The organism is Burkholderia sp. ABCPW 14, assembly GCF_001523835.1.
Classification (GTDB): domain Bacteria; phylum Pseudomonadota; class Gammaproteobacteria; order Burkholderiales; family Burkholderiaceae; genus Burkholderia; species Burkholderia mayonis.
The window spans coordinates 49646-71161 of record NZ_LOVS01000034.1 but is presented as its reverse complement, the minus strand read 5'-3'; the positions used below and the strand labels follow the sequence as shown (position 1 = coordinate 71161).

Below are 21516 nucleotides of genomic sequence, written 5' to 3'. Positions count from 1 at the left end.
CCCCTTTCCCTCCCCCGCGCTCTCCCCATCTCTCCCCCTCTCCCCCGCTTCCCCTCTGCCCCCCCGCCCCCCCGCCCCGCTCCCCCTCTCACCCGCTGCCCCCCCGCCCCGCTGACCCGCTGACCCGCTGACCCGCCGACCCGTCGACCCGTCGACCCGTCGACCCGTCGACCCGTCGACTCATCGAACTCCCCGACTCCCCGACTCCCCGAATCGCACCAACCAGTTCGCGCCCCGCCGTGCGCGGCTTCACCCCGCATCAGTATTTCCCGACTCCGCGCACCGGCTGCGATCACGGTATGATCGAATCGGCCGCCGCGATGATCGAGCCGCGCGCGTCCTTGCAGCTCGGCGCCCGCCCAGCGGCCGCCCGCCGCTCCTTCCGAATCGCAGTCCGCTCGTGCGCCGCACGACAGGAGGCCGCCGATGAGCACGCTTACCAATTCCCTGAAGACGCGTCTGCGCGACGGCGACGAGCCGTTGTTCGGCCTGTGGCTCACGCTCGCGAGCGCGGCGGCGACCGAGGCGCTCGCGCATGCCGGCTTCGACTGGCTGTGCATCGACATGGAGCACGCGCCGAACGACAGCCACGACGTCGCCGCGCAGTTGCGTGCGCTTGCGGCCGCGCATCTGCCGAGCGAGCCCGTCGTGCGAGTGCCGGCGTGTGAGCCGTGGCTCGTCAAGCGGGCGCTCGACGCGGGCGCGCGCACGCTGATGTTCCCGAACATCGAGACGGCCGACGACGCCGCGCACGCGGTGCGCCTCACCCGCTTTCAGTCGGCCGACGCGCCGGATGGGCTGCGCGGCGTCGCGGGCATCGTTCGCGCGGCCGCATACGGGATGCGGCGCGACTACGTGCAGACCGCGAACGCGCAGATCGCGACGATCGTGCAGATCGAATCGGCGCGCGGGATCGACGAGGCCGAGCGGATCGCGGCGACGCCGGGCGTCGATTGCCTGTTCGTCGGTCCGGCCGATCTGTCGGCGAGCCTCGGGCATCTCGGCGATATCAAGCATCCGGACGTTGCGGCCGCGCTCGAACACGTGCTCGCGGCGGGGCGGCGCGCCGGCGTGCCGGTCGGCATCTTCGCCGCCGACGCGGCCAGTGCGCGCCAGTATCTCGAAGCCGGGTTTCGCGTGATTGCGTTGTCGGCGGATGTCGTGTGGCTGCTGCGCGCGACGCGGCAGGCGCTGCAGGAGGTGCGGGGATGAACGGGAAGCGCCGCCGCGCACCGTTTGCGCGTGCGCGGCGCGCGCTGCGAGACGCGGCGATCGGCGCGCTGCTCGCGACGGCGTTCGGCGCGGCGACGGGCGGCGCGTTCGCGCAGGCGTCGGGCGCGCAGAGGCAGCCGAATCCGGAGCGCGAGACCGAGTCGGCGATCGCCGACTACAACGCGGGCAATCTGCGCGCCGCGCTCGTGCAGTTTCACGACGCGGCGACGCGCGGCAACCGCCTCGCCGCGTTCGATTACGCGATGATGCTGATCACGGGCGAAGGCGTGACGGCGAACGTGCCGGAAGGGCTGCGCTGGCTGAAGCGCGCGGCCGACGCGGGCATGTCTCAGGCGCAATATGTGTATGGCCGGATGCTCGACGACGGCGAGTTCGTCGCGCGCGATCCGGCGGCCGCGCACGGCTGGTTCCTGAAGGCTGCGCGGCAAGGGCACGTGCAGGCCGAGCTCGCGCTTGCGAACCAGTTTCTCGATGGACGCGGCACGCCGCGCGACAACCGGCAGGCGTTCGCCTGGTACAAGCGCGCGGCCGACGCGGGCGAGCCGGTTTCGCAATATGTGACGGCGTCGTTCTACGAGCACGGCGGCGACGGCGTCGCGCGCAACCTCAACATCGCCCGCGCATACTACGCGGCGGCCGCCGCGCAAGGCGACAACGCGGCGGCGCTCAAGTACCGGGAGCTGACGGCCGAACTGAAGGCGGGGCTGGGCGGGGCGTCGGCGCCGAAGGCGCCTGGTCCGTCGAACTGATCGGACCGGACGAATAGGTGAACCGCAAACCGCAAACCGCAAACCGCAAACCGCAAACCGCAAACCGCAAACCGCAAACCGCAAACCGCAAACCAGGCTCGCGCAAGGCTTGCCCGCCAGACACGACGCGCGACAACCGCGACCGACGCGTAGAACGTCGCGAGTCCGCGCGTTCACCGCACCCGACACGCCGAACGCCGGCCCGAAATCGGCGATAAAAAAAGCGGCGCATCGCGCGCCGCTTCGATCAGCTCTTCATCAGCCGCTTTTGCCGTCCGACGCTCATGATGAGCCCGATGGCGATACCGAGTGTCGTGAGCGCTGTGCCGCCATAGCTCATGAACGGCAGCGGCACGCCGACGACGGGCAGCACGCCGCTCACCATCCCGATGTTGACGAATGCGTAGACGAAGAACGCGAGCGTGAGCGACCCGGCGAGCAGCCGCCCGAACAGCGTCGCGCCTTGTGCGGCGATGTAGAGCCCGCGCGCGATCAGCGCCATGTAGAGCGTGAGCAGCATGAGCCCGCCGACGAGCCCGAATTCCTCGGAGAACACCGCGAAGATGAAGTCGGTGTGCTTCTCCGGAATGAATTCGAGGTGGGCCTGCGTGCCCTTCAGATAACCCTTGCCGAGCGGGCCGCCGGAGCCGATCGCGATCACTGCCTGGATCGTGTGGAAGCCCTTGCCGAGCGGATCGGACGTCGGGTCGAGCAGCGTGCAGACGCGGTGCTTCTGGTAGTCGTGCATCAGCGGCCAGACGACTTCGGGCTGGCAGATGCGATTCTCGAACACGGCGATCGAGCCGACCGCGAGCACGCCGGCGACGAGCACCGGCACGATCAGCTTGTACGACAGCCCCGCGAGATAGATCACGAAGAGGCCTGCCGCGAACACGAGGACGGCGGTGCCGAGGTCCGGCTGCTTCGCAATCAGGCCGACGGGCACCATCAGGATGCCGAACGCAACGACGAAGTCGTACCAGCGCAGGCTGCTTTCGCGCCGCTGGTAGTACCACGCGAGCATCAGCGGCGTCGCGATCTTGAGGATCTCGGACGGCTGGATCACGACGCCGACGTTCAGCCAGCGCTTCGCCCCCTTTTTCGTCATCCCGAACAGCGCGACCGCGACGAGGAGCGCGACGCCGAACGAATAGAGCGGCACGGCGAAGCGCATCAACGTCTGCGGCGGAATGTTCGCGATCACCCACATCAGCGCGAACGTCAGCAGGATGTTGCGCAACTGGTCCTCGACGCGTCCGGGCATGTCGATGCTCGCGCTGTAGAGCGTGACGATGCCGACGCACAGCAGCAGGAACACGATGAGCGCGAGCGGTCGGTCGAAGCCCGCGAACATCTGCTTGATCTTGTCGAGCGAGGCGCGCTTGTCGAATTGCATGCCTGTCTCCGTTACTCGTCGATGCCGCCCCGCGCCGGCTTCTCGGCGGGGATGGCGCGGTTATCGTCCCGCGGGGACTTCCGTTGGTCGTCCCACAGGGACTTCCGTTGGTCGTCGCGCGGTGCGGCGGCGGTGATCGCCGCGTCGCTCGCCGGCGCGCGGCGCGGTTTGCGCGTCGGCAGGCGGCGGGCCGCAGGCGGCGCGCTCGCGGCGCTGCCGGCCGTCGCGGTTGCGCTCGACGCGCTGCCCGTTGCGCTCGCCGCGGCGCCGGCTGCATGGGTGGCCGCGCGGGTGGCCGCTGTGCCGACGCCGGCATTTTCGTCGCTGGCCGCCGCCCCGCTTGCGCCCGACGCCGCCTCCTCTCCGCTCGCCGCCGCGGGCGGCGTCGGCCGAGGCAGCGCCTTGAACCCGGCCGCAACGCCGACGGTCTTCACCGCGTCGCCGATCACGGGCGCGTTGACCGGCTCGGTCGCCGACGCGGCCGCCGCGACGGCTGCGGCTTCAGTCGTGGGATTCTTGCGGTCGAGCAGATAGAAATCGAGCACGCGCCGCGCGATTGGGCCTGCGGACTGCGCGCCCCAGCCGCCGTTCTCGACAATCAGCGCGATTGCGATCTGCGGATGGTCGGCGGGCGCGTATGCAATGAAGAGCGCGTGGTCGCGCAGATGCTCGGCAAGCAGGTGGCCGCGGTAGTTGCCGCCCTGCAGCGAGAACACCTGCGCGGTGCCGGTCTTGCCCGCCGCGAGGTACGGCGCGCCGCGGAACACCTTGAACGCGGTGCCGGACGGATTCTCGACGACGTTCTCCAACCCGCGCTTCACGACGTCGAGGTCGCTCTGCTTGAGCGGGATCACGCCGCTTTCCTTCGGCACGGTCAGGTGCCGTTCGCGCGAGATCGGGTTCTCGACCTCTTTCACGAGGTGCGGCTTCATGACGACGCCGTCGTTCGCGAGCGTCGCGGTCGCGTGCGCGAGCTGCAGGATCGTGAACGAGTTGTAGCCCTGACCGATCCCGAGGCTGATCGTCTCGCCGTCGAACCACTTCTGCTGAGCGGCCTTCTTGAACGTCCTCTTCTTCCATTCGGGCGACGGCAGCACGCCGCGCGCCTCGCCCTGGACGTCGATGCCGGTGATCTGGCCGAATCCGAACGGCTTCATGAAGTTCGCGATCGCGGTCACGCCGAGGTCGCGCGCGAGCATGTAGAAATACGTGTCGTTCGACACCATGATCGCCTTGTTCATGTCGACCCAGCCTTGACCCGAGCGCACGTCGTTGCGGAACGTGTGGCCGCCGAACGTGAAGTAGCCGGGGTCCTGGAAGCCCCAGCCCGGCGAGCGCTTGCCGAGCGTCAGGCCCGCGAGCGCCATGAACGGCTTGTACGTCGAGCCGGGCGGATAGGTGCCGTGCAGCGGGCGGTTCAGGAGCGGCTTGTCGGGCGAGTTGTTGAGCTCGTCCCAGGTCTGCTGGTCGATGCCGTCGACGAACGAATTTGGGTCGAAGCTCGGCGACGACACGAACGCGAGCACGTCGCCCGTCTTCGGCTCGATCGCGACGAGCGCGCCGCGCTTGCCGGCGAACGCCTGCTCGGCGACCTGCTGCAGCCCGATGTCGAGCGACAGCACGAGGTTGCTGCCGGGCGTCGCCTGCGTGCGCGACAGCGTGCGCACGGGCCGTCCGCCCGCCGTCACCTCGACTTCCTCGAAGCCCGTGATCCCGTGCAGCTCCGTCTCGTAGCTCTGCTCGACGCCGACCTTGCCGATGTAGTCGGTGCCCTTGTAGTTGTTCGCGTCGCGGCGCGGATCGTAGGTTTCCGGATCGCTGTCGTTCTCGTCGCTCATCGCGTCGATGCGGTCCTGGTCGCGCTTCGAGATCCGGCCGATGTAGCCGATCACGTGCGCGGCCGTCGGGCCGAGCGGATATTGGCGGAACAGGCGCGCGCGCACGTCGACGCCCGGGAAGCGCCAGCGCTGCGCGGTGAAGCGCGCGACTTCGTCGTCGGTCAGGCGGGTGCGGATCGGCAGGCTCTCGAAGTTCTTCGAGTCCTCCTGCAGCTTCTTGAAGCGGCGGCGGTCGCGCGCGTCGATCTGCACGACTTCGGAGAGCGCGTTGATCGTGTTTTCGAGCGTGTCGGTCAGCTTCGACGGCGTGATCTCGAGCGTGTACGCGGAGTAGTTCTTCGCGAGCACGACGCCGTTGCGGTCGGTGATGATCCCGCGGTTCGGGACGATCGGCGCGACCGAGATCCGGTTTTCCTCGGCCTGCAGCGCGTATTTGCCGTGCTGCCAGACCTGCAGGTAGAAGAACCGCGTGGCGAGCAGGCCGAAGCAGACGAACACGAACACGCCCGCCGCCGCGACGCGCAGGCGGAACTTCGAGAGCTGCTGTTGAGTGTCCTTGAATTCGGTCATGCGATTACGGATGAAGGGGCGCGCTTTCCGCCGCCGCGCCGGTGTGTCGGGCGGTGCCGACATGGCGCGCTTGCGCGGGCCGCGCCCACTCGCAGGCCGGCGCGCTGCGGCCGCAAAACGCTAGCGGTGGGCGGTCGGCGGGCGTTCAACGTGCAAATCCTGGCGGCGCGGCGCGTCAGATCGGCCGCGTGTCGTCCGGGTCGACCGGACGGCGCTGCGGCATCAGCAGCAGATGGCTCGCGATCGGCCACAGCGCCGCCTCGACGAAACCGTCGACGAGATAGCTCCAGCCGGGAAACGCTGCGCCCATCAGCAGCCGGATCACGAACGGCACGAGCTGCGCGAGCACGAGAAGCGGCGCGACGTAGAAAATTTGCACGCCGAGCGGCAGCCACAGCACGCGCCGGTGGATCGTGATCGCGCCGTACGCGAGCAGCGTGTACGCGAGCGCGTGCTCGCCGAGGAGGCCCGCGTCGTGGACGTCCATCAGGATGCCGAGCATGAACGCGACGCCCATCCCGACCTTGCGCGGCTGATGGATGTTCCAGAACAGCACGACGAGCGCGACGAAATCGGGCACGCCGGGAATCCGTCCCCACGGCATCAGGTTCAGCAGGAACGCGGCCGCGAGGCTGAAGACGATGAAGTACGGATTGACCTGCTGCAGGATGTACTGAGGGCGGCTCATCGCTGTGCTCCTTGCGACGGCGCGGCCGCGGGTTTGAGCGGAGCGGCGGGCTGCGCCGCGCCGGCCGGGCGGTTCTGGGCGGGCGCGGGCGGTTGCGCGGCGGGCTTCGCACCCTTGTCGGCGCTCTTGTTCGCCGCCTTCGTGTTCTTGTCCGCGCCCTTCGCCGCCTTCTTGCCCTTCGCCGGCTTCCCGTTCGCGTCGGTCGCGGTATCGTCGGTCGCGGGCCGCGGCGGGACGTCGTTGCGGTAGTGCAGCACGAGCATCTCGCGCGCGCCGCGCACCGCGGCGACCGGCGCGCAGACGACGTGCGCGAACGCGGTGTCGGCGAGCTTGTCGACGCGTACGACCTTCGCGACCGGCAGCCCCGGCGGATAAACGCCGTCGAGGCCGCTCGTCACGAGTTCGTCGCCGACGAGCAGGTCGGCGCTCGTCGGCACGAAGCGCAGATCGAGCGCGTCGCCCTTCGGCGTGCCGTAGATCACGCTGCGCAGCCCGGTGCGCAGCACCTGGACCGGAATCGCGAGGTCGCGATCGGTGACGAGCGTGACTTCCGACTGCAGCGGGAACACGCGCGTGACCTGGCCGATCACGCCGTCCTCGTTGACGACGGGCGCGCCGTCCTGGATGCCCGCCTGCGCGCCGTGGCCGATGATGATCTTTTGCGAGAACGGGTCGCCGGTGTCGTACTGGATCTCGACGGGCGTCGCCTGCGCGGCGATCTGCTGGCGCAGCTCGAGCACCGCGCGCAGGTGCGCGTTGTCGGCGGCGAGCTGGCCCGCCTGGTTCGCCTGCAGCGACAGCGTCAGGTTGCGGTCGCGCAATTGCTGGTTTTCGTGCCGCAGCGACGCGCTCGACGTCGCGAGCTCGGTCGCGCCGACAAACAGGTCGCGCGGCACGAGCGCCGCGCGCTGCAGCGGATAAAGCACGGTGCCGAGGATGCCGCGGACGATTTCGAGCGTGTTGAAGCGCGCGTCCGAGACGAGGAGCGCGATCGCCAGGACGACGAAGAAGATCAGCCGCGCGAGTGCGGACGGACCTTGTTTGAAGAGGGGCGGCGGACTGTATTCCATGGTCAGCGCCGGGCGCGTGATCGATTTAGATGTTGCTCAGACGCGCGAACGGCGCGGCGGTTCGTTCTAAACGAGCGAGCCTGCCACGCCGCGCGAGCGACATACGGATGCCTAGACGATCACTCGTACGAGAAGATGCTGCCGAGCTTGTCCATCCGTTCGAGCGCCATCCCGGAGCCGCGCACGACGCAGGTGAGCGGGTCCTCGGCGACGAGCACGGGCAGGCCGGTTTCCTCGGCGAGCAGGCGATCGAGGTCGCGCAGCAGCGCGCCGCCGCCCGTCAGCATCATCCCGCGCTCGGCGATGTCGGCGCCGAGTTCGGGCGGCGTCTGTTCGAGCGCGATCTTCACCGACGACACGATCTGGTTCAGCGGATCGGTGAGCGCCTCGAGGATTTCGTTGCTCGAGATCGTGAAGCTGCGCGGAATGCCTTCCGACAGGTTGCGGCCCTTGACTTCCATTTCCTTGACTTCCGAGCCCGGGAACGCGGAGCCGATTTCCTTCTTGATCGCCTCGGCGGTTTGCTCGCCGATCAGCATCCCGTAGTTGCGGCGGATGTAGTTGACGATCGCTTCGTCGAACTTGTCGCCGCCGACGCGCACCGAGCCCTTGTAGACGATGCCGCCGAGCGAGATCACGCCGACCTCGGTCGTGCCGCCGCCGATGTCGACGACCATCGAGCCCGTCGCTTCCGACACCGGCAGGCCCGCGCCGATCGCGGCCGCCATCGGCTCCTCGATCAGGTAGACCTGCGACGCGCCCGCGCCGTGGGCCGCTTCCTTGATCGCGCGGCGCTCGACCTGGGTCGAGCCGCACGGCACGCAGATGATGATGCGCGGCGACGGCGAGAACATCCGCGATTCGTGCGCAGTCTTGATGAACTGCTTGATCATCTGCTCGGTGACCGTGAAATCGGCGATCACGCCGTCTTTCATCGGACGGATCGCCTCGATGTTGCCGGGCACCTTGCCGAGCATCTGCTTCGCTTCCTTGCCGACTGCTTGAATCGTTTTCTTGCCGTTCGGGCCGCCTTCCTGGCGGATCGACACGACGGACGGCTCGTCGAGCACGATGCCCTTGCCGCGCATGTAGATCAGGGTGTTTGCGGTGCCGAGATCGATCGCGAGATCGTTGGAGAAATAGCTGCGCAAAAAACCGAACATTCAGAATCCTGTTTCGCTCTGGGGCCGGCCCCATGCGGACATGGCGCGAAGGGCGGCAGCGGAAAAAATAACAGCCTCGGATCGGGCGGGAGCGGCCGCTCGGAAGCGCGAAGCTGCGAGTGAAATCTTCCGGGACCGGCGCGAAGCCCGCGCGGCTTCGTCAAAGCGGCGGCGGCGCGGCAAAGGCAGTCCGGGTCTGGGTCGAACGCGTAATGATACCTTATAATTTCGCAGTATTTGAATCGAAACGGGCTGTATTTTTGCCGCTTCGCCCCCGATTTTTGAGGGTTCGATCGAGTCCTCCAACCCCCTGACGCAACGCAAGTTTCACGCTGCGCCAAGCCCTTGTTTTTCCGGTGACCGCATGGCTTTGACCCTGACCGATGTGAAACGCATCGCGCACCTGGCGCGGCTCGAAATGGCCGACGCCGACGCCGAGCATACGCTTACCCAGCTCAACGAGTTCTTCGGGCTCGTCGAGCAGATGCAGGCCGTCGATACGACGGGCATCGCGCCGCTCGCGCACCCGATCGAGCAGATCCAGGCAGTCGCGCAGCGGCTGCGCGACGACGCCGTCACGGAACACGTGAGCCGCGACGAGAACCAGCGCCCGGCCCCGGCCGTCCAGGACGGCCTGTACCTCGTGCCGAAGGTGATCGAGTAAGCGTTCGATTCGGGCCGCGGCCCCAGCAGCCGGCCTCGCCGGCCCGTTTCGTCAGCTTGTTCGCCCGGGCGCGCGCCGTTGCCGCGCGCGCCGAAGAATCCAGGAAACCCACGCAATGCACGCAAAAAGCCTGACCGAACTGCGCGCCGCGCTCGATGCCAAGGAATGCTCGGCCGTCGAGCTTGCGCAGCACTATTTGAAACGGATCGACGCCGCGCGCGATCTGAACGCGTTCGTCCACGTCGACGCGGATCTCACGCTCGCGCAGGCGAGGGCGGCCGACGCCGCGCGCGCGCAAGGCGCCGCCGGCCCGCTCGCCGGCCTGCCGATCGCCCACAAGGACGTATTCGTCACGCGCGGCTGGCGCTCGACCGCCGGCTCGAAGATGCTCGCGAACTACACGAGCCCGTTCGACGCGACCGTCGTCGCGCGCCTCGCGAAGGCGGGCATGGTCACGCTCGGCAAGACCAACATGGACGAGTTCGCGATGGGCTCGTCGAACGAGAACTCCGCGTTCGGCCCGGTGAAGAACCCTTGGGACACGAACGCGGTGCCGGGCGGCAGCTCGGGCGGCAGCTCGGCCACGGTCGCCGCGCGCCTCGCGCCCGCCGCGACCGGCACCGACACCGGCGGCTCGATCCGCCAGCCGGCGTCGTTCGCCGGCGTGACGGGCATCAAGCCGACGTACGGCCGCGTGTCGCGCTACGGGATGATCGCGTTCGCGTCGTCGCTCGACCAGGGCGGCCCGATCGCGCGGAGCGCCGCCGACTGCGCGCTCCTGCTGAACGCGATGGCGGGCTTCGACGAGCGCGACTCGACGAGCCTCGAGCGCGCCGATGAGGACTACACGCGCCACCTCGGCAAGACGTGGTCGGCCGACGCCGACGCGGGCAAGCCGCTCGCCGGCCTGCGCATCGGCTTGCCGAGCGAATACTTCGGCGCGGGTCTCGCCGACGACGTGCGCGCCGCGATCGACGCCGCGCTCAAGCAGTACGAAGCGCTCGGCGCGACGCTCGTGCCGGTGTCGCTGCCGAAGACCGAGCTGTCGATCCCCGTTTATTACGTGATCGCGCCGGCGGAAGCGTCGTCGAACCTGTCGCGTTTCGACGGCGTGCGCTACGGCCACCGCGCGGCCGAGTACCGCGATCTGCTCGACATGTACAAGAAGTCGCGCGCCGAGGGCTTCGGGCCGGAAGTGAAGCGCCGGATTCTCGTCGGCACGTACGTGCTGTCGCACGGCTATTACGATGCGTATTACCTGCAGGCGCAGAAGATCCGCCGGATCATCGCGCAGGATTTCCAGGAGGCGTTCAAGCGGTGCGACGTGATCATGGGCCCGGCGTCGCCGACCGTCGCGTGGGACCTCGGCGCGAAGGGCGACGATCCCGTCCAGATGTACCTTGCGGACATCTACACGCTGTCGGTGAGCCTTGCCGGCCTGCCCGGCATGAGCGTGCCGTGCGGCTTCGGCGCGGGCGCGAACGCAAAGCGCCCGGTCGGTCTGCAGATCATCGGCAACTATTTCGACGAAGCCAGGATGCTGCAGGTCGCCGACGCGTTCCAGCGCGCGACCGACTGGCACGAACAGAAACCGGCAGGAGTGTGAGCATGACCCAGTGGGAAGTCGTTATCGGCCTTGAGACGCACGCGCAGCTGTCGACCGTCTCGAAGATTTTCTCGGGCGCGTCGACGCAGTTCGGCGCGGAGCCGAATACGCAGGCCTGCCCGGTCGACCTCGCGCTGCCGGGCGTGCTGCCGGTGCTGAACCGCGGCGCGGTCGAGCGGGCGATCCGCTTCGGCCTCGCGATCGGCGCGACGGTGGCGTCGCGCAGCATCTTCGCGCGCAAGAATTATTTCTATCCGGATCTGCCGAAGGGCTATCAGATCAGCCAGTACGAGATTCCCGTCGTGCAGGGCGGCCAGATCACGATCCAGGTGCCCGCCAATGAGAAGGCCGGCAAGGAAGCGTATTCGAAGACGGTCAACCTGACGCGCGCGCACCTCGAGGAGGACGCCGGCAAGTCGCTGCACGAGGACTTCGCGGGGATGACGGGCATCGACCTGAACCGCGCGGGCACGCCGCTGCTCGAGATCGTCACCGAGCCGGAAATGCGCAGCGCGGCCGAGGCGGTCGCGTACGCGAAGGCGCTGCACGGCCTCGTCATGTGGCTCGGCATCTGCGACGGCAACATGCAGGAAGGCTCGTTCCGCTGCGACGCGAACGTGTCGGTGCGCCCGGTCGGCCAGGAGAAGTTCGGCACGCGCGCCGAGATCAAGAACCTGAACTCGTTCCGCTTCCTCGAGGAAGCAATCAACTACGAGGTGCGTCGCCAGATCGAGCTGATCGAGGACGGCGGCGAAGTCGTGCAGGAAACGCGTCTGTACGATCCGGACAAGCGCGAGACGCGCTCGATGCGTAGCAAGGAAGATGCGCACGACTACCGCTACTTCCCCGATCCGGACCTGATGCCGCTCGTGATCGGCGCGGATTGGATCGCGCGCGTGAAGGGCGGGATGCCCGAGCTGCCGGCCGCGATGCAGCAGCGCTTCGTCGAGCAGTACGGCGTGTCCGCGTACGACGCAGGCGTGCTGACGTCGAGCAAGGCGATGGCCGAGTATTTCGAGGCGGTGGTCGCGAAGGTCGGCGCGGCAGCCGCCGACGGCGCGAACGCGAAGATCGCGGCGAACTGGCTGATGGGCGACGTGTCGTCGCAGCTCAACCGCGACGGCATCGACATCGACGCATGCCCGGTGTCCGCCGCGCAGCTCGCGCTCGTGCTGCAGCGCATCGCCGACGGCACGATCTCGAACAAGATCGCGAAGGAAATCTTCGTGACGATCTGGGACGAGAAGGCGGCCGACGAAGGCGCGGCCGACCGCATCATCGAAGCGAAGGGCCTGAAGCAGATCTCCGACACGGGCGCGCTCGAAGCGATCATCGACGAGGTGCTCGCCGCGAACGCGAAGTCGGTCGAGGAGTTCCGCGCGGGCAAGGAAAAGGCGTTCAACGCGCTCGTCGGCCAAGCGATGAAGGCGACGAAGGGCAAGGCGAACCCGCAGCAGGTCAACGAGCTGTTGAAGAAGAAGCTCGGCTGAGCGGCCGCCGCCGGATTGAAACCGTACCGATGCGAGCGGGCCGCCGCCGAACCGGCGTTCGGGGCGGCCCGCTCGCATTTCGCGAGGCGCAAGGGCCGCGCTTCGTGCAACAGACAGGAGGTATCGATGGCCAAGCAACCGTCGCTCGACGACTACCGCGTGCCGTATCACACCCGTGAAAAAGAAGCCGCCGCGTTCGCGCTCGATGCGTTCCAGCCGGCCGCGAAGCCGTTCTCCAGCGGGGCGAAGGAAACCGACCGCGAGCGGCTGTCTGCTGTCGCGTTGCAGCTAGACACGCTGCAGGAGCGTCTGCACACGCAGTCGCACAAGCGGATGCTGCTCGTGCTGCAAGGGATGGACACGAGCGGCAAGGACGGCACCGTGCGCGCGGTGTTCCACGAGGTCGACCCGCTCGGGCTGCGCATCGCGTCGTTCAAGGCGCCGACGCCCGTCGAGCTCGCGCACGACTTCCTCTGGCGCGTGCATGCGCAGGCGCCCGCCGGGGGCGAGCTGACGATCTTCAATCGCAGCCATTACGAGGATGTGCTCGTGCCCCGCGTAACGGGGGCGATCGACAAGGCCGAGTGCGAGCGGCGCTACAAGCAGATCCGCCAGTTCGAGGAGATGCTCGCCGAATCCGGCACGCGGGTCGTCAAGTGCTTCCTGCATATCTCGAAGGACGAGCAGCGCGCGCGGCTGCAGGCGCGCATCGACGATCCGAACAAGCACTGGAAGTTCGACATTTCGGATCTCGAAGCGCGCAAGCACTGGGATGCGTATCAGGCCGCGTATCGCGACGCGCTCGCCGCGACGTCCGCCGAGCATGCGCCGTGGTACGTGATCCCGGCCGATTCGAAGACGCATCGCAACGTGATGATCGCCGAGCTGCTGCTGCGCGAGCTGACCGCGATGAAGCTCGAATTTCCTCCCGCGAAGCCCGAGCTTGTGGGCATCAAGATCCAATAAACCGCAACGAATTCACTGGACGGAACATCATGCTGCGTGTCATCACCGCGAATCTGAACGGCATCCGCTCGGCCGCGAAGAAAGGCTTTTTCGACTGGCTCGGGGAGCAGAACGCCGACTGCGTCTGCGTGCAGGAAATCAAGGTGTCGGCGGACGATCTGCCCGCCGAGTTCGTCGAGCCGCACGGCTTCAGGAGCTACTTCCACCATGCCGAGAAGAAGGGCTACAGCGGCGCGGGCCTCTACCTGCGCCGCGAGCCCGACGACGTGATCATCGGCTATGGCAGCAGCGAATTCGATTCGGAAGGCCGCTATGTCGAGGCGCGCTTCGGCAAGCTGTCGGTCGTGTCGGTGTACGTGCCGTCCGGATCGAGCGGCGACGAGCGCCAGCAGGCGAAGTACCGCTTCATGGATGAGTTCATGCCGCATCTCGCCGAGCTGAAGGCGAAGCGCGAGGTGATCCTGTGCGGCGACGTGAACATCGTCCACAAGGAAATCGACATCAAGAACTGGAAGAGCAACCAGAAGAACTCCGGCTGCCTGCCGGAAGAGCGCGCGTGGCTCACGAAGCTGTTCGACGACGTGGGCTACGTCGACGTGTTTCGCACGCTCGATGCGCGTCCCGATCAGTACACGTGGTGGAGCAATCGCGGCCAGGCGTATGCGAAGAATGTCGGGTGGCGGATCGATTACCAGATCGCGACGCCGGACATTGCCGGCACCGCGAAGCGCACGTCGATCTTCCGCGACATCAAGTTCAGCGACCACGCGCCGCTCACGGTCGACTACGACCACAAGTAACGCGACGCGTCGCGGCGCATGCGCGGCGGCTCCGCATGGGCCGGCCGGGCGGCCGCCGCGATTCGCGACGACGAAAAAACGGGGCGCGTTTGCGGCCCGTTTCCGTTGCGCGGCTTGCTTGCGTCGCGGCGCGCATGGGTACGGCATTGCGACCTGCGTGCAAAACGCACGGCGACCGCACGGCGCGTCGGCGCGAGCGGTCCGAGCACGCCGAGCACACCGAGCACATCGAGCACATCGAGCACACCGAGCACACCGAGCACACCGAGCACACCGAGCACACCGAGCACACCGAGCACACCGAGCACACCGAGCACGCCGAGCACACCGAGCACACCGAGCACACCGAGCACACCGTCGCCCGCTACGCCAAGCGCTTCGGCGCGATCGACCCGATGTCGATCACGAAGCGGTACTTGACGTCGCTCTTCAGCATCCGCTCGTAGGCTGCGTTGATCTGGGCCATCGGAATCACTTCGATATCCGACGTGATTCCGTGCCGCGCGCAGAAATCGAGCATCTCCTGTGTCTCGGCGATCCCGCCGATCAGCGAGCCCGCGAGGCGGCGGCGCTTGCGGATCAGGTTGAACACCTTCGGCGACGGATGGTCGTGCTCCGGTGCGCCGACGAGCGTCATCGTACCGTCGCGCTTCAGCAGGTCGAGGAACGGATTCAGATCGTGCTGCGCGGCGACCGTGTTCAGGATGAAGTCGAAGCTGTTCAGATGCGCATGCATCTGCGCTTCGTCCTTCGAGATCACGACTTCGTGCGCGCCGAGCCGCTTGCCGTCGTCGATCTTCGACGGCGACGTCGTGAACAGCACGACGTGCGCGCCCATCGCGCGGGCGAGTTTCACGCCCATGTGGCCCAAGCCGCCCAGGCCGACGATGCCGACCTTCTTGCCGGGCCCCGCGCCCCACTGGCGCAGCGGCGAATACGTCGTGATGCCCGCGCAGAGGAGCGGCGCCGCGCCCGCAGGATCGAGCGTGTCGGGCACGCGCAGCACGAATGCCTCGTCGACGACGATTTGCGTCGAGTAGCCGCCGAGCGTGACGTCGCCCGTCGCGCGATCGCGGCCGTTGTAGGTGCCGACGAAACCGTTCTCGCAAAACTGCTCGAGCCCTTCCGCGCAGCTCGGGCACGCGCGGCACGAATCGACGAGACAGCCGACACCGACCAGCTCGCCCGCCTTGAAGCGCGCGACTTGCGGGCCGACGGCCGTCACGCGGCCGACGATCTCATGCCCCGGCACGACCGGGTAAACCGTGTTCTTCCATTCGTTGCGGGCCTGGTGGAGATCGGAGTGGCAGACGCCGCAGTAGAGGATCTCGATCTGCACGTCGAGATCGCGCAGCGTGCGGCGCTGGAATTCGAACGGCGCGAGCGGCGTCGTGGCGCTTGCTGCCGCGTATGCGTAAGTCGTGCTCATGAAGACTCCTGACTCGAAAAAGACGTGTGCCGTGCGCGGTCCGCGGAATGCGGCGGCGTGGCGGCATGGGAGCACATCGTAGGCACGCGCGTAGACACGAGGAATACCTGAAGATCTTGAAGCTTTGCCTATTTCTCTTGAATTTCGAGCGAGGCGCGGCAAAAGGGCTTTTCCGGTGCTAGATTGCAAGCCTGATTCTCTTGCAGTCCGAAGGAAGTCCGATGAGCTTCGAACCCTTTTTCCCCGATGGCGGCGCGCATCTGCAGCGCCGCATCATCGCGCTGTTCGACCAGCTCGCGCCGAACGAAGGCTATACGTACGCGGATCTCGACGGCGTGCGCTTCATCCGCGCGAACCGGCGGGTGCCGCGGATGCCGGTGCTGTACGAGCCGAGCATCGTCGTCGTGTGCCAGGGGCGCAAGCGCGGCTATCTCGGCGAGCAGGCCTTCGTCTACGACGCGCAGCAGTATCTCGTTCTGTCGGTGCCGCTACCGTTCGAATGCGAGACCTTCGCGACGCCGGAAGAGCCGTTTCTCGCCATTTCGATCCGTATCGATCTCGCGGTGATCGCCGAGCTCGCGATCCTGCTGGACGAGACGCACGGCGCGTCGGTCAGCGAGCCGCGCGGCATCTATTCGACGCCGCTCGATGCACCGCTCGCCGACGCGGTGCTGCGCCTGCTCGAAGCGCTCGCGTCGCCCGCCGACACGCGCGTGCTCGGGCCGGCGATCATGCGCGAGATCGGCTATCGCGTGCTGACGGGCGCGCAAGGCAACGCGATCCGCGCGGCGCTCGCGCAGCAGCATCACTTCGGGCGCGTTGCGAAGGCGCTGCGGCGAATCCACGCGGACTTGAGCGGCGAGCTCGACGTCGAAATGCTCGCGAGCGAAGCGGGGATGAGTCTCGCCGTGTTCCACGCGCAGTTCAAGAGCGTGACGGCGACGTCGCCGATGCAGTACGTGAAGGCGACGCGGCTCCATCACGCGCGGCTGATGATGGTGCAGGACGGGTTGAGCGCGGGCGCGGCGGCGGCGCGCGTCGGCTACGCGAGCGCGTCGCAGTTCAGCCGCGAGTTCAAGCGCCTGTTCGGGCGCAGCCCGAGCGACGAAGTGCGCTGGGTGCAAGCGGGCGACCGGCAGCCGCTCGAACTCGATACGGCGGAGTGACGGGCGAAACGAACGCGCGAGCGAATGTCGCGATCGGGTGGCCGGAGCGGGCCGATCACGCGAGCCGCAGGTTCGACGCGGCGCGCTGTCGAAACGCCGGCGTTCAGCGATTCGCCGCGGCGGTGCCGCGCTGCTTCGCGCCGGCCGCGGCGCCCGCCCCCGCGACGTTCGCACGCGCATCGGCGTTCTTGTCGAGCGCCTTTTTGTAGAGCGGCATCAGGTCGGCGAGGCGCTTGCGCAGATCGTTGCGGCGCCGTGTGTCGTAAGGATGCGCGTAGATGAATCCGTTGTCCTTGTCGGCGCGGGTCGCGACCGCGAGCTTGTCCCACAGCGTGATCGCCGCGCGCGGATCGAAGCCCGCGCGCGAGGCGATGTCGCCGCCGATCACGTCGGCTTCGGTTTCGTCGGTCGGGCCGTAGCGGACCGACGCGAAGCGCTCGACGACGCCGAGCGGCGCGGGCAGCGGCTCCGACAGCCCGAAGAGCGACGGCAGCGGCGTCGCGCCCGTGCCGAGCGACGCGGCCTGCTGCTCGCCGAGGCCCGAGCGCGCATGCTCGCGCAGCGCGTGCGCGATCTCGTGCGCGAACAGCACGCCGAGTTCGTCGTCGGTGAGTCGCAGCCGATCGAGGAGCCCGCTGTCGACGAGCACCTTGCCGCCAGGCAGGCAGAACGCGCGAATCGAGCGCGAGCGCAGCACCTCGATTTCCCAGTTCCAGCCCTTCACGCGCTCGCTCCACTTGACCGCATACGGCGCGAGCCGCGTGACGATCGTGCGCAGCCGCTTCACGCGCGGGTTGTTCGGCGGCAGCAGGCGGTCGCGCTGCGCGGCGTCCTGCACGGTCTGCCGGTATTCGCTGTCGGTCAACTGCTCGAGGAGCGGCGACGGAATCAGGCTGCGGAACACGATCGCGTTGCCGTAGCGAACCTGCTGGTCGCCGAGCCCGTACGACCGCGCGTTGCCGGCCGCGGGCGCTGCGGCGGGTGCCGCGGCCGGAGCAGCGGGGGCTGCGGCGGGCGATGCGCTCGGCGTCGGCGGCGCGGAGGACGGCGTACCGTTTTCGGCGACGAGCATCGGCTCGGCCATGCACAGCTCGAGCCCGCCTGCCGGACCCGCGACACCGAGCGCGACGCCGCCCACGAACGTGAGCGCAGTGCGGGCGGTGCGCAGCTTAGCCCGCACGGGCGGCCTCGTTGCCAGTCGTGCTGCCGTTCCACGGCGCGATCTTCAGCAACAGCAACATGCCTGGAATGCCGAGCACCGCGCAGACGAGGAAGTAGTCGAACCAGCCGATCTGCGACACGATGAAGCCGCTCGATGCCGACGCGAGCGTGCGCGGCACCGACGCGAGGCTCGTGAAGAGCGCGAACTGCGTCGCGGTGTAGCGCGGGTCGGTCGTGCTCGCGATGTACGCGGTGAACGCGGCGAGCGTGAGGCCCGTCGAGAACGTCTCGAAGCCGTAGATGGCCGCCATCAGCACGGGGTCCGGGCCTGCCTTCGCGAGCCACGCGAAGCCGAGCGTCGACACGATCTGCAGGACGCCGAAGATCCACAGCCCGCGCGCGATCCCGATCTTCACGAGCCACACGCCGCCGATGATGCCGCCCGCGAGGCTTGCCCAGAACGCGGTCGTCTTGGCGATCACGCCGATCTGCGTCTTGTTGAAGCCGAGGTCGAGGAAGAACGACGTCGACAGCGTCGTCGCCATCGTGTCGCCGAGCTTGTAGAGGAAGATGAAGCCGAGCACGAGCAGCGCGCCGCGCCAGCCGTCGCGGTCGATGAACTCGCGAAACGGCAAGATTACCGCTTCCGTCAGGCTCCTCGGCGGCACGCCGTGCACGTCCGGCTCGCGCACGACGAGCGTCATCACGATGCCGGGCAGCATGAACGCGGCGGTGAGCGCGAACACGACGTCCCACGGCAGATGGTCGGACAGGATCAGCGACAGCGAGCCGGGAATCAGCGCCGCGATCTTGTAGGCGTTCACGTGCACCGCGTTGCCGAGGCCTTGCTCCGTGTCGCGCAACAGTTCGCGGCGGTACGCGTCGATCACGATGTCGGCGCTCGCGCCGAAGAACGCGACGAGCGTCGTCAATGCGGCGACCGTCCAGATCGATTCGCGCGGCGACACGAAGCCGAGCGCCGCGATCGCGCACGCGACCAGCAACTGCGTGACGACCATCCAGCCGCGCCGCCGCCCGGGCCGCCAGCCCGGCAGGCGCGGGATGAAGCGGTCCATCAGCGGCGCCCACAGGAACTTCCATGTGTAGGGGAACTGAATCAGCGCGAAGAGGCCGATTTCCTTCAGGTTCACGCCTTCCGAGCGCAGCCAGGCTTGCACGAGGTAGACGAGCGTGAAGAGCGGCAGTCCCGACGTGAAGCCGAGAAAGACGCAAATCAGCATGTGCGTGTTCAGATAGGCGCGCCAGCCCGGGTGGTCCTCGTGGGCGTTGAGGGCGGGCGCGTCGTGAGGCGGTTTGGTCATCGAACGATACTAGGGTTGTCTCCGCTTGACGCGGTAGACCGCAAGACTACCACGCCAGTTCACTCCCCATCGAATCGGTTGTCCTTCGTGCAGCACCGCGCGATCGAGGATCTCGACGCCGACTTCCGGCGCGAGCGCTTCGAAATCCTTGATGGTCAGCACCCGCACGTTCGGCGTGTTGTGCCACTGATAAGGCAGCGATTTCGACACCGGCATGCGCCCGTGCAGCACCGACAGCCGGTGCGCCCAATAGCCGAAGTTCGGGAACGACACGATGCATTCGCGGCCGACGCGCGCCGTCTCGCGCAGGATCGCGGCCGTCTGGTGAATCGTCTGCAGCGTCTGCGACAGGATCGCGAAATCGAAGCTGTGGTCTTCGAAAAGACGCAGACCGTCCTCGAGGTTCTGCTGGATCACGTTGATGCCGTTCTTCACGCTCGCGAGCACGCCGGCGTCGTTGATCTCCACGCCGTAGCCGGACACTTCGAGCTCTTCGGTCAACAGCGACAGCAGCGACCCGTCGCCGCAGCCGAGATCGAGCACCGTCGAGCGCGGCTCGACCCAGCGCGCGATCGCGCGAAAGTCCGCGCGCGCGGACAGCATGTTCAGCGCTTGTTGATTCATGCGCCCACCTCCTCGGCAATCCGTTCGTAATAGGCGCGCACCAGGTTGTGATAGCGCGCGTCGTCGAGCAGGAACGCGTCGTGCCCGTGCGGCGCATCGATCTCCCCGTACGACACCAAGCGCCGGTTGTCGAGCAGCGCCTTCACGATCTCGCGCGAGCGCACGGGCGCGAAGCGCCAGTCGGTCGCGAAGCTCACGACGAGGTACTTCGCCGTCGTGTGTGCGAGCGCCGCCGTCAGGTTGCCGCCGAACGCCTTCGCCGGATCGAAGTAATCGAGCGCGCGCGTGATGAGCAGGTAGGTGTTCGCGTCGAAGTAGTCGGCGAACTTGTCGCCCTGGTAGCGCAGGTACGACTCGACTTCGAACTCGACGTCGAAGTTGAAGTTGTACGCGTCGAGCGCGCCGTCCGCGCGGCGCAGCGCGCGCCCGAATTTCTCGGCCATGTCGTCGTCGGACAAATACGTGATGTGGCCGATCATCCGTGCGACGCGCAGGCCCCGCCGCGGCTTCACGCCGTGCGCGTAATAGTCGCCGCCATGGAAATCCGGGTCCGACAGGATCGCCGAGCGCGCAACCTCGTTGAACGCGATGTTCTGCGCGGACAGCTTCGGCGTCGACGCGATGTCGATGCAGTGCGCGACGCGCTCCGGATACAGCAGGCTCCACGCGAGCGCCTGCATTCCGCCGAGGCTGCCGCCCATCACCGCGGCGAAGCGCTCGATGCCGAACGCGTCGGCGACGCGCGCCTGCGCGTGCACCCAGTCCTCGACCGTCACGACCGGAAAGCGCGCGCCGTACGGCGTGCCCGTCGCGGGATCGATGCTCATCGGTCCGGTCGAGCCGAAACACGAGCCGAGATTGTTCACGCCGATCACGAAGAAGCGGTTCGTGTCGAGCGGCTTGCCCGGTCCGACCATGTTGTCCCACCAGCCGGTGCTGCGCGGATCGTCCGCATGGACGCCCGCGACGTGGTGCGACGCGTTGAGCGCGTGGCAGACGAGCACCGCGTTCGAACGCGCGGCGTTGAGCTCGCCGTAGGTCTCGACGACGAGCTGATAGCTGCCGAGCACGCTGCCGCTTTGCAGGCGCAGCGGTTCGGCGAAATGCATGGTTTGTGGAGCGACGATGCCGATCGATTCCATTCGTTCCGCCTTATGGCTGGGCGGCTAAATGGGGTTGTCGGGCGTGCGCGGGAAGCGGGGAGCCGGCTGACGACCTCTTTAGCCGCATTTGTAGTGAACCGCCGGGACGCAGCCCCGGCCGGTTCGCGCGCCCGCAATCGAGTCAGCAAATCGGCGCGCTTTCCGAGCGTCGCCGAAAGGCGGCGACGACAGCCGGGCAAGTATAACGGAAAAACTCCAGTGTCGCGGCGGTGCGCGGACGCAGGTCGTGGTCGGGGCGGGCGTGATCGAGGCGCGGGTGGTGAACGTCGATCGGGCTGCGGGGAGTCGGCGGCGGGGATGTGGCGCCGTCGTGGCGGCGCGTTGACGCATGTGCGGCCGGCGATCCGGCGCATAACGGAAAAACTTCGGCGTCGCGGCGATGCGCGGACGCGGGTCGTGGTCGAGGTGAGCGTGATCG

The 21516-nt window shown here is 67.8% G+C and carries 19 protein-coding genes; 8 read left to right on the top strand and 11 right to left on the bottom strand.

Annotated features, from left to right (window positions below; translation table 11 throughout):
* Window positions 1-426: 426 nt before the first annotated feature.
* Window positions 427-1212, top strand: coding sequence for an HpcH/HpaI aldolase family protein (locus WS62_RS05640; protein ID WP_066568799.1), 786 nt, complete (start codon window positions 427-429; stop codon window positions 1210-1212).
* On the top strand, window positions 1209-1982 hold the full coding sequence (locus WS62_RS05635) for a tetratricopeptide repeat protein (RefSeq protein ID WP_066568795.1): 774 nt from the start codon (window positions 1209-1211) through the stop codon (window positions 1980-1982). Before WS62_RS05640 ends, WS62_RS05635 begins: the two co-directional genes overlap by 4 nt.
* Window positions 1983-2229: 247 nt before the next feature.
* Here WS62_RS05635 and rodA read toward each other — a convergent pair whose 3' ends face one another.
* The 5 genes from rodA to WS62_RS05610 form a co-directional block, all read right to left on the bottom strand.
* Window positions 2230-3378, bottom strand: coding sequence for a rod shape-determining protein RodA (gene rodA / locus WS62_RS05630; protein WP_066568793.1), 1149 nt, complete (start codon window positions 3376-3378; stop codon window positions 2230-2232).
* A gap of 11 nt (window positions 3379-3389) precedes the next feature.
* On the bottom strand, window positions 3390-5786 hold the full coding sequence (mrdA, locus tag WS62_RS05625; protein WP_066568792.1) for a penicillin-binding protein 2: 2397 nt from the start codon (window positions 5784-5786) through the stop codon (window positions 3390-3392).
* Window positions 5787-5961: 175 nt separating this feature from the next.
* The gene (gene mreD / locus WS62_RS05620) at window positions 5962-6474 is read right to left on the bottom strand and encodes a rod shape-determining protein MreD (RefSeq protein WP_066568790.1); all 513 of its coding nucleotides are present in this window, start codon (window positions 6472-6474) and stop codon (window positions 5962-5964) included.
* Entirely contained in the window at window positions 6471-7544 is a 1074-nt protein-coding gene (mreC, locus tag WS62_RS05615; protein ID WP_066568788.1) for a rod shape-determining protein MreC, read from the bottom strand. Before mreC ends, mreD begins: the two co-directional genes overlap by 4 nt.
* Before the next feature lie 119 nt (window positions 7545-7663).
* Window positions 7664-8707, bottom strand: a complete 1044-nt coding sequence (locus tag WS62_RS05610; RefSeq protein ID WP_004189550.1) for a rod shape-determining protein — start codon at window positions 8705-8707, stop codon at window positions 7664-7666.
* Between the two features lie 364 nt (window positions 8708-9071).
* On the opposite strand from WS62_RS05610, the gene gatC reads away from it, so the two are divergent.
* The 5 genes from gatC to WS62_RS05585 all read left to right on the top strand — a co-directional run bounded on the left by gatC (window position 9072) and on the right by WS62_RS05585 (window position 14233).
* Window positions 9072-9371: an Asp-tRNA(Asn)/Glu-tRNA(Gln) amidotransferase subunit GatC gene (gene gatC, locus WS62_RS05605; RefSeq protein WP_066488434.1), complete on the top strand. Its 300-nt coding sequence runs from the start codon at window positions 9072-9074 to the stop codon at window positions 9369-9371.
* Between the two features lie 115 nt (window positions 9372-9486).
* Window positions 9487-10977 (top strand): Asp-tRNA(Asn)/Glu-tRNA(Gln) amidotransferase subunit GatA, encoded by a 1491-nt coding sequence (gene gatA, locus WS62_RS05600; RefSeq protein ID WP_066568786.1) that lies wholly within the window; start codon window positions 9487-9489, stop codon window positions 10975-10977.
* A 2-nt stretch (window positions 10978-10979) separates the two neighbouring features.
* Window positions 10980-12467, top strand: a complete 1488-nt coding sequence (gatB, locus tag WS62_RS05595) for an Asp-tRNA(Asn)/Glu-tRNA(Gln) amidotransferase subunit GatB (protein ID WP_066568784.1) — start codon at window positions 10980-10982, stop codon at window positions 12465-12467.
* A gap of 126 nt (window positions 12468-12593) precedes the next feature.
* Complete coding sequence (locus WS62_RS05590) at window positions 12594-13433, top strand: PPK2 family polyphosphate kinase (protein WP_066568782.1); 840 nt, start codon at window positions 12594-12596, stop codon at window positions 13431-13433.
* Window positions 13434-13462: 29 nt separating this feature from the next.
* Window positions 13463-14233, top strand: coding sequence for an exodeoxyribonuclease III (locus WS62_RS05585; RefSeq protein ID WP_066568780.1), 771 nt, complete (start codon window positions 13463-13465; stop codon window positions 14231-14233).
* Here WS62_RS05585 and WS62_RS37895 read toward each other — a convergent pair.
* Entirely contained in the window at window positions 14218-14586 is a 369-nt protein-coding gene (locus tag WS62_RS37895) for a hypothetical protein (protein WP_231748200.1), read from the bottom strand. The two genes, WS62_RS05585 and WS62_RS37895, sit on opposite strands and share 16 nt — an antisense overlap.
* A gap of 11 nt (window positions 14587-14597) precedes the next feature.
* The gene (locus WS62_RS05575) at window positions 14598-15662 is read right to left on the bottom strand and encodes an NAD(P)-dependent alcohol dehydrogenase (RefSeq protein ID WP_066568778.1); all 1065 of its coding nucleotides are present in this window, start codon (window positions 15660-15662) and stop codon (window positions 14598-14600) included.
* A gap of 221 nt (window positions 15663-15883) precedes the next feature.
* Between WS62_RS05575 and WS62_RS05570 the strand changes: the two genes are divergently transcribed.
* Window positions 15884-16828, top strand: a complete 945-nt coding sequence (locus tag WS62_RS05570; RefSeq protein ID WP_066488417.1) for an AraC family transcriptional regulator — start codon at window positions 15884-15886, stop codon at window positions 16826-16828.
* A gap of 103 nt (window positions 16829-16931) precedes the next feature.
* Here the strand turns inward: WS62_RS05570 and WS62_RS05565 are convergent, their stop codons facing one another.
* Genes WS62_RS05565 through metX form a run of 4 tightly spaced genes read right to left on the bottom strand, consistent with a single transcriptional unit; the run spans window position 16932 to window position 21077 of the window.
* A complete protein-coding gene (locus tag WS62_RS05565; protein WP_066568776.1) occupies window positions 16932-18008 on the bottom strand; it encodes a M48 family metallopeptidase in 1077 nt (358 codons plus the stop codon).
* A complete protein-coding gene (locus tag WS62_RS05560) occupies window positions 17998-19311 on the bottom strand; it encodes an AmpG family muropeptide MFS transporter (protein ID WP_066568773.1) in 1314 nt (437 codons plus the stop codon). The genes WS62_RS05565 and WS62_RS05560 overlap by 11 nt, the downstream gene beginning before the upstream one ends.
* Before the next feature lie 9 nt (window positions 19312-19320).
* Entirely contained in the window at window positions 19321-19935 is a 615-nt protein-coding gene (gene metW, locus WS62_RS05555; RefSeq protein ID WP_066488407.1) for a methionine biosynthesis protein MetW, read from the bottom strand.
* Window positions 19932-21077: a homoserine O-succinyltransferase MetX gene (metX, locus tag WS62_RS05550; RefSeq protein WP_066488404.1), complete on the bottom strand. Its 1146-nt coding sequence runs from the start codon at window positions 21075-21077 to the stop codon at window positions 19932-19934. The genes metW and metX overlap by 4 nt, the downstream gene beginning before the upstream one ends.
* Window positions 21078-21516 lie beyond the last annotated feature (439 nt).

Coding starts and splice junctions, on each gene's coding strand:
- WS62_RS05640 (WP_066568799.1), top strand. CDS start 427: ATGAGCACGCTTACCAATTCCCTGAAGACGCGTCTGCGCGACGGCGAC.
- WS62_RS05635 (WP_066568795.1), top strand. CDS start 1,209: ATGAACGGGAAGCGCCGCCGCGCACCGTTTGCGCGTGCGCGGCGCGCG.
- rodA (WP_066568793.1), bottom strand. CDS start 3,378: ATGCAATTCGACAAGCGCGCCTCGCTCGACAAGATCAAGCAGATGTTC.
- mrdA (WP_066568792.1), bottom strand. CDS start 5,786: ATGACCGAATTCAAGGACACTCAACAGCAGCTCTCGAAGTTCCGCCTG.
- mreD (WP_066568790.1), bottom strand. CDS start 6,474: ATGAGCCGCCCTCAGTACATCCTGCAGCAGGTCAATCCGTACTTCATC.
- mreC (WP_066568788.1), bottom strand. CDS start 7,544: ATGGAATACAGTCCGCCGCCCCTCTTCAAACAAGGTCCGTCCGCACTC.
- WS62_RS05610 (WP_004189550.1), bottom strand. CDS start 8,707: ATGTTCGGTTTTTTGCGCAGCTATTTCTCCAACGATCTCGCGATCGAT.
- gatC (WP_066488434.1), top strand. CDS start 9,072: ATGGCTTTGACCCTGACCGATGTGAAACGCATCGCGCACCTGGCGCGG.
- gatA (WP_066568786.1), top strand. CDS start 9,487: ATGCACGCAAAAAGCCTGACCGAACTGCGCGCCGCGCTCGATGCCAAG.
- gatB (WP_066568784.1), top strand. CDS start 10,980: ATGACCCAGTGGGAAGTCGTTATCGGCCTTGAGACGCACGCGCAGCTG.
- WS62_RS05590 (WP_066568782.1), top strand. CDS start 12,594: ATGGCCAAGCAACCGTCGCTCGACGACTACCGCGTGCCGTATCACACC.
- WS62_RS05585 (WP_066568780.1), top strand. CDS start 13,463: ATGCTGCGTGTCATCACCGCGAATCTGAACGGCATCCGCTCGGCCGCG.
- WS62_RS05575 (WP_066568778.1), bottom strand. CDS start 15,662: ATGAGCACGACTTACGCATACGCGGCAGCAAGCGCCACGACGCCGCTC.
- WS62_RS05570 (WP_066488417.1), top strand. CDS start 15,884: ATGAGCTTCGAACCCTTTTTCCCCGATGGCGGCGCGCATCTGCAGCGC.
- WS62_RS05560 (WP_066568773.1), bottom strand. CDS start 19,311: ATGACCAAACCGCCTCACGACGCGCCCGCCCTCAACGCCCACGAGGAC.
- metW (WP_066488407.1), bottom strand. CDS start 19,935: ATGAATCAACAAGCGCTGAACATGCTGTCCGCGCGCGCGGACTTTCGC.
- metX (WP_066488404.1), bottom strand. CDS start 21,077: ATGGAATCGATCGGCATCGTCGCTCCACAAACCATGCATTTCGCCGAA.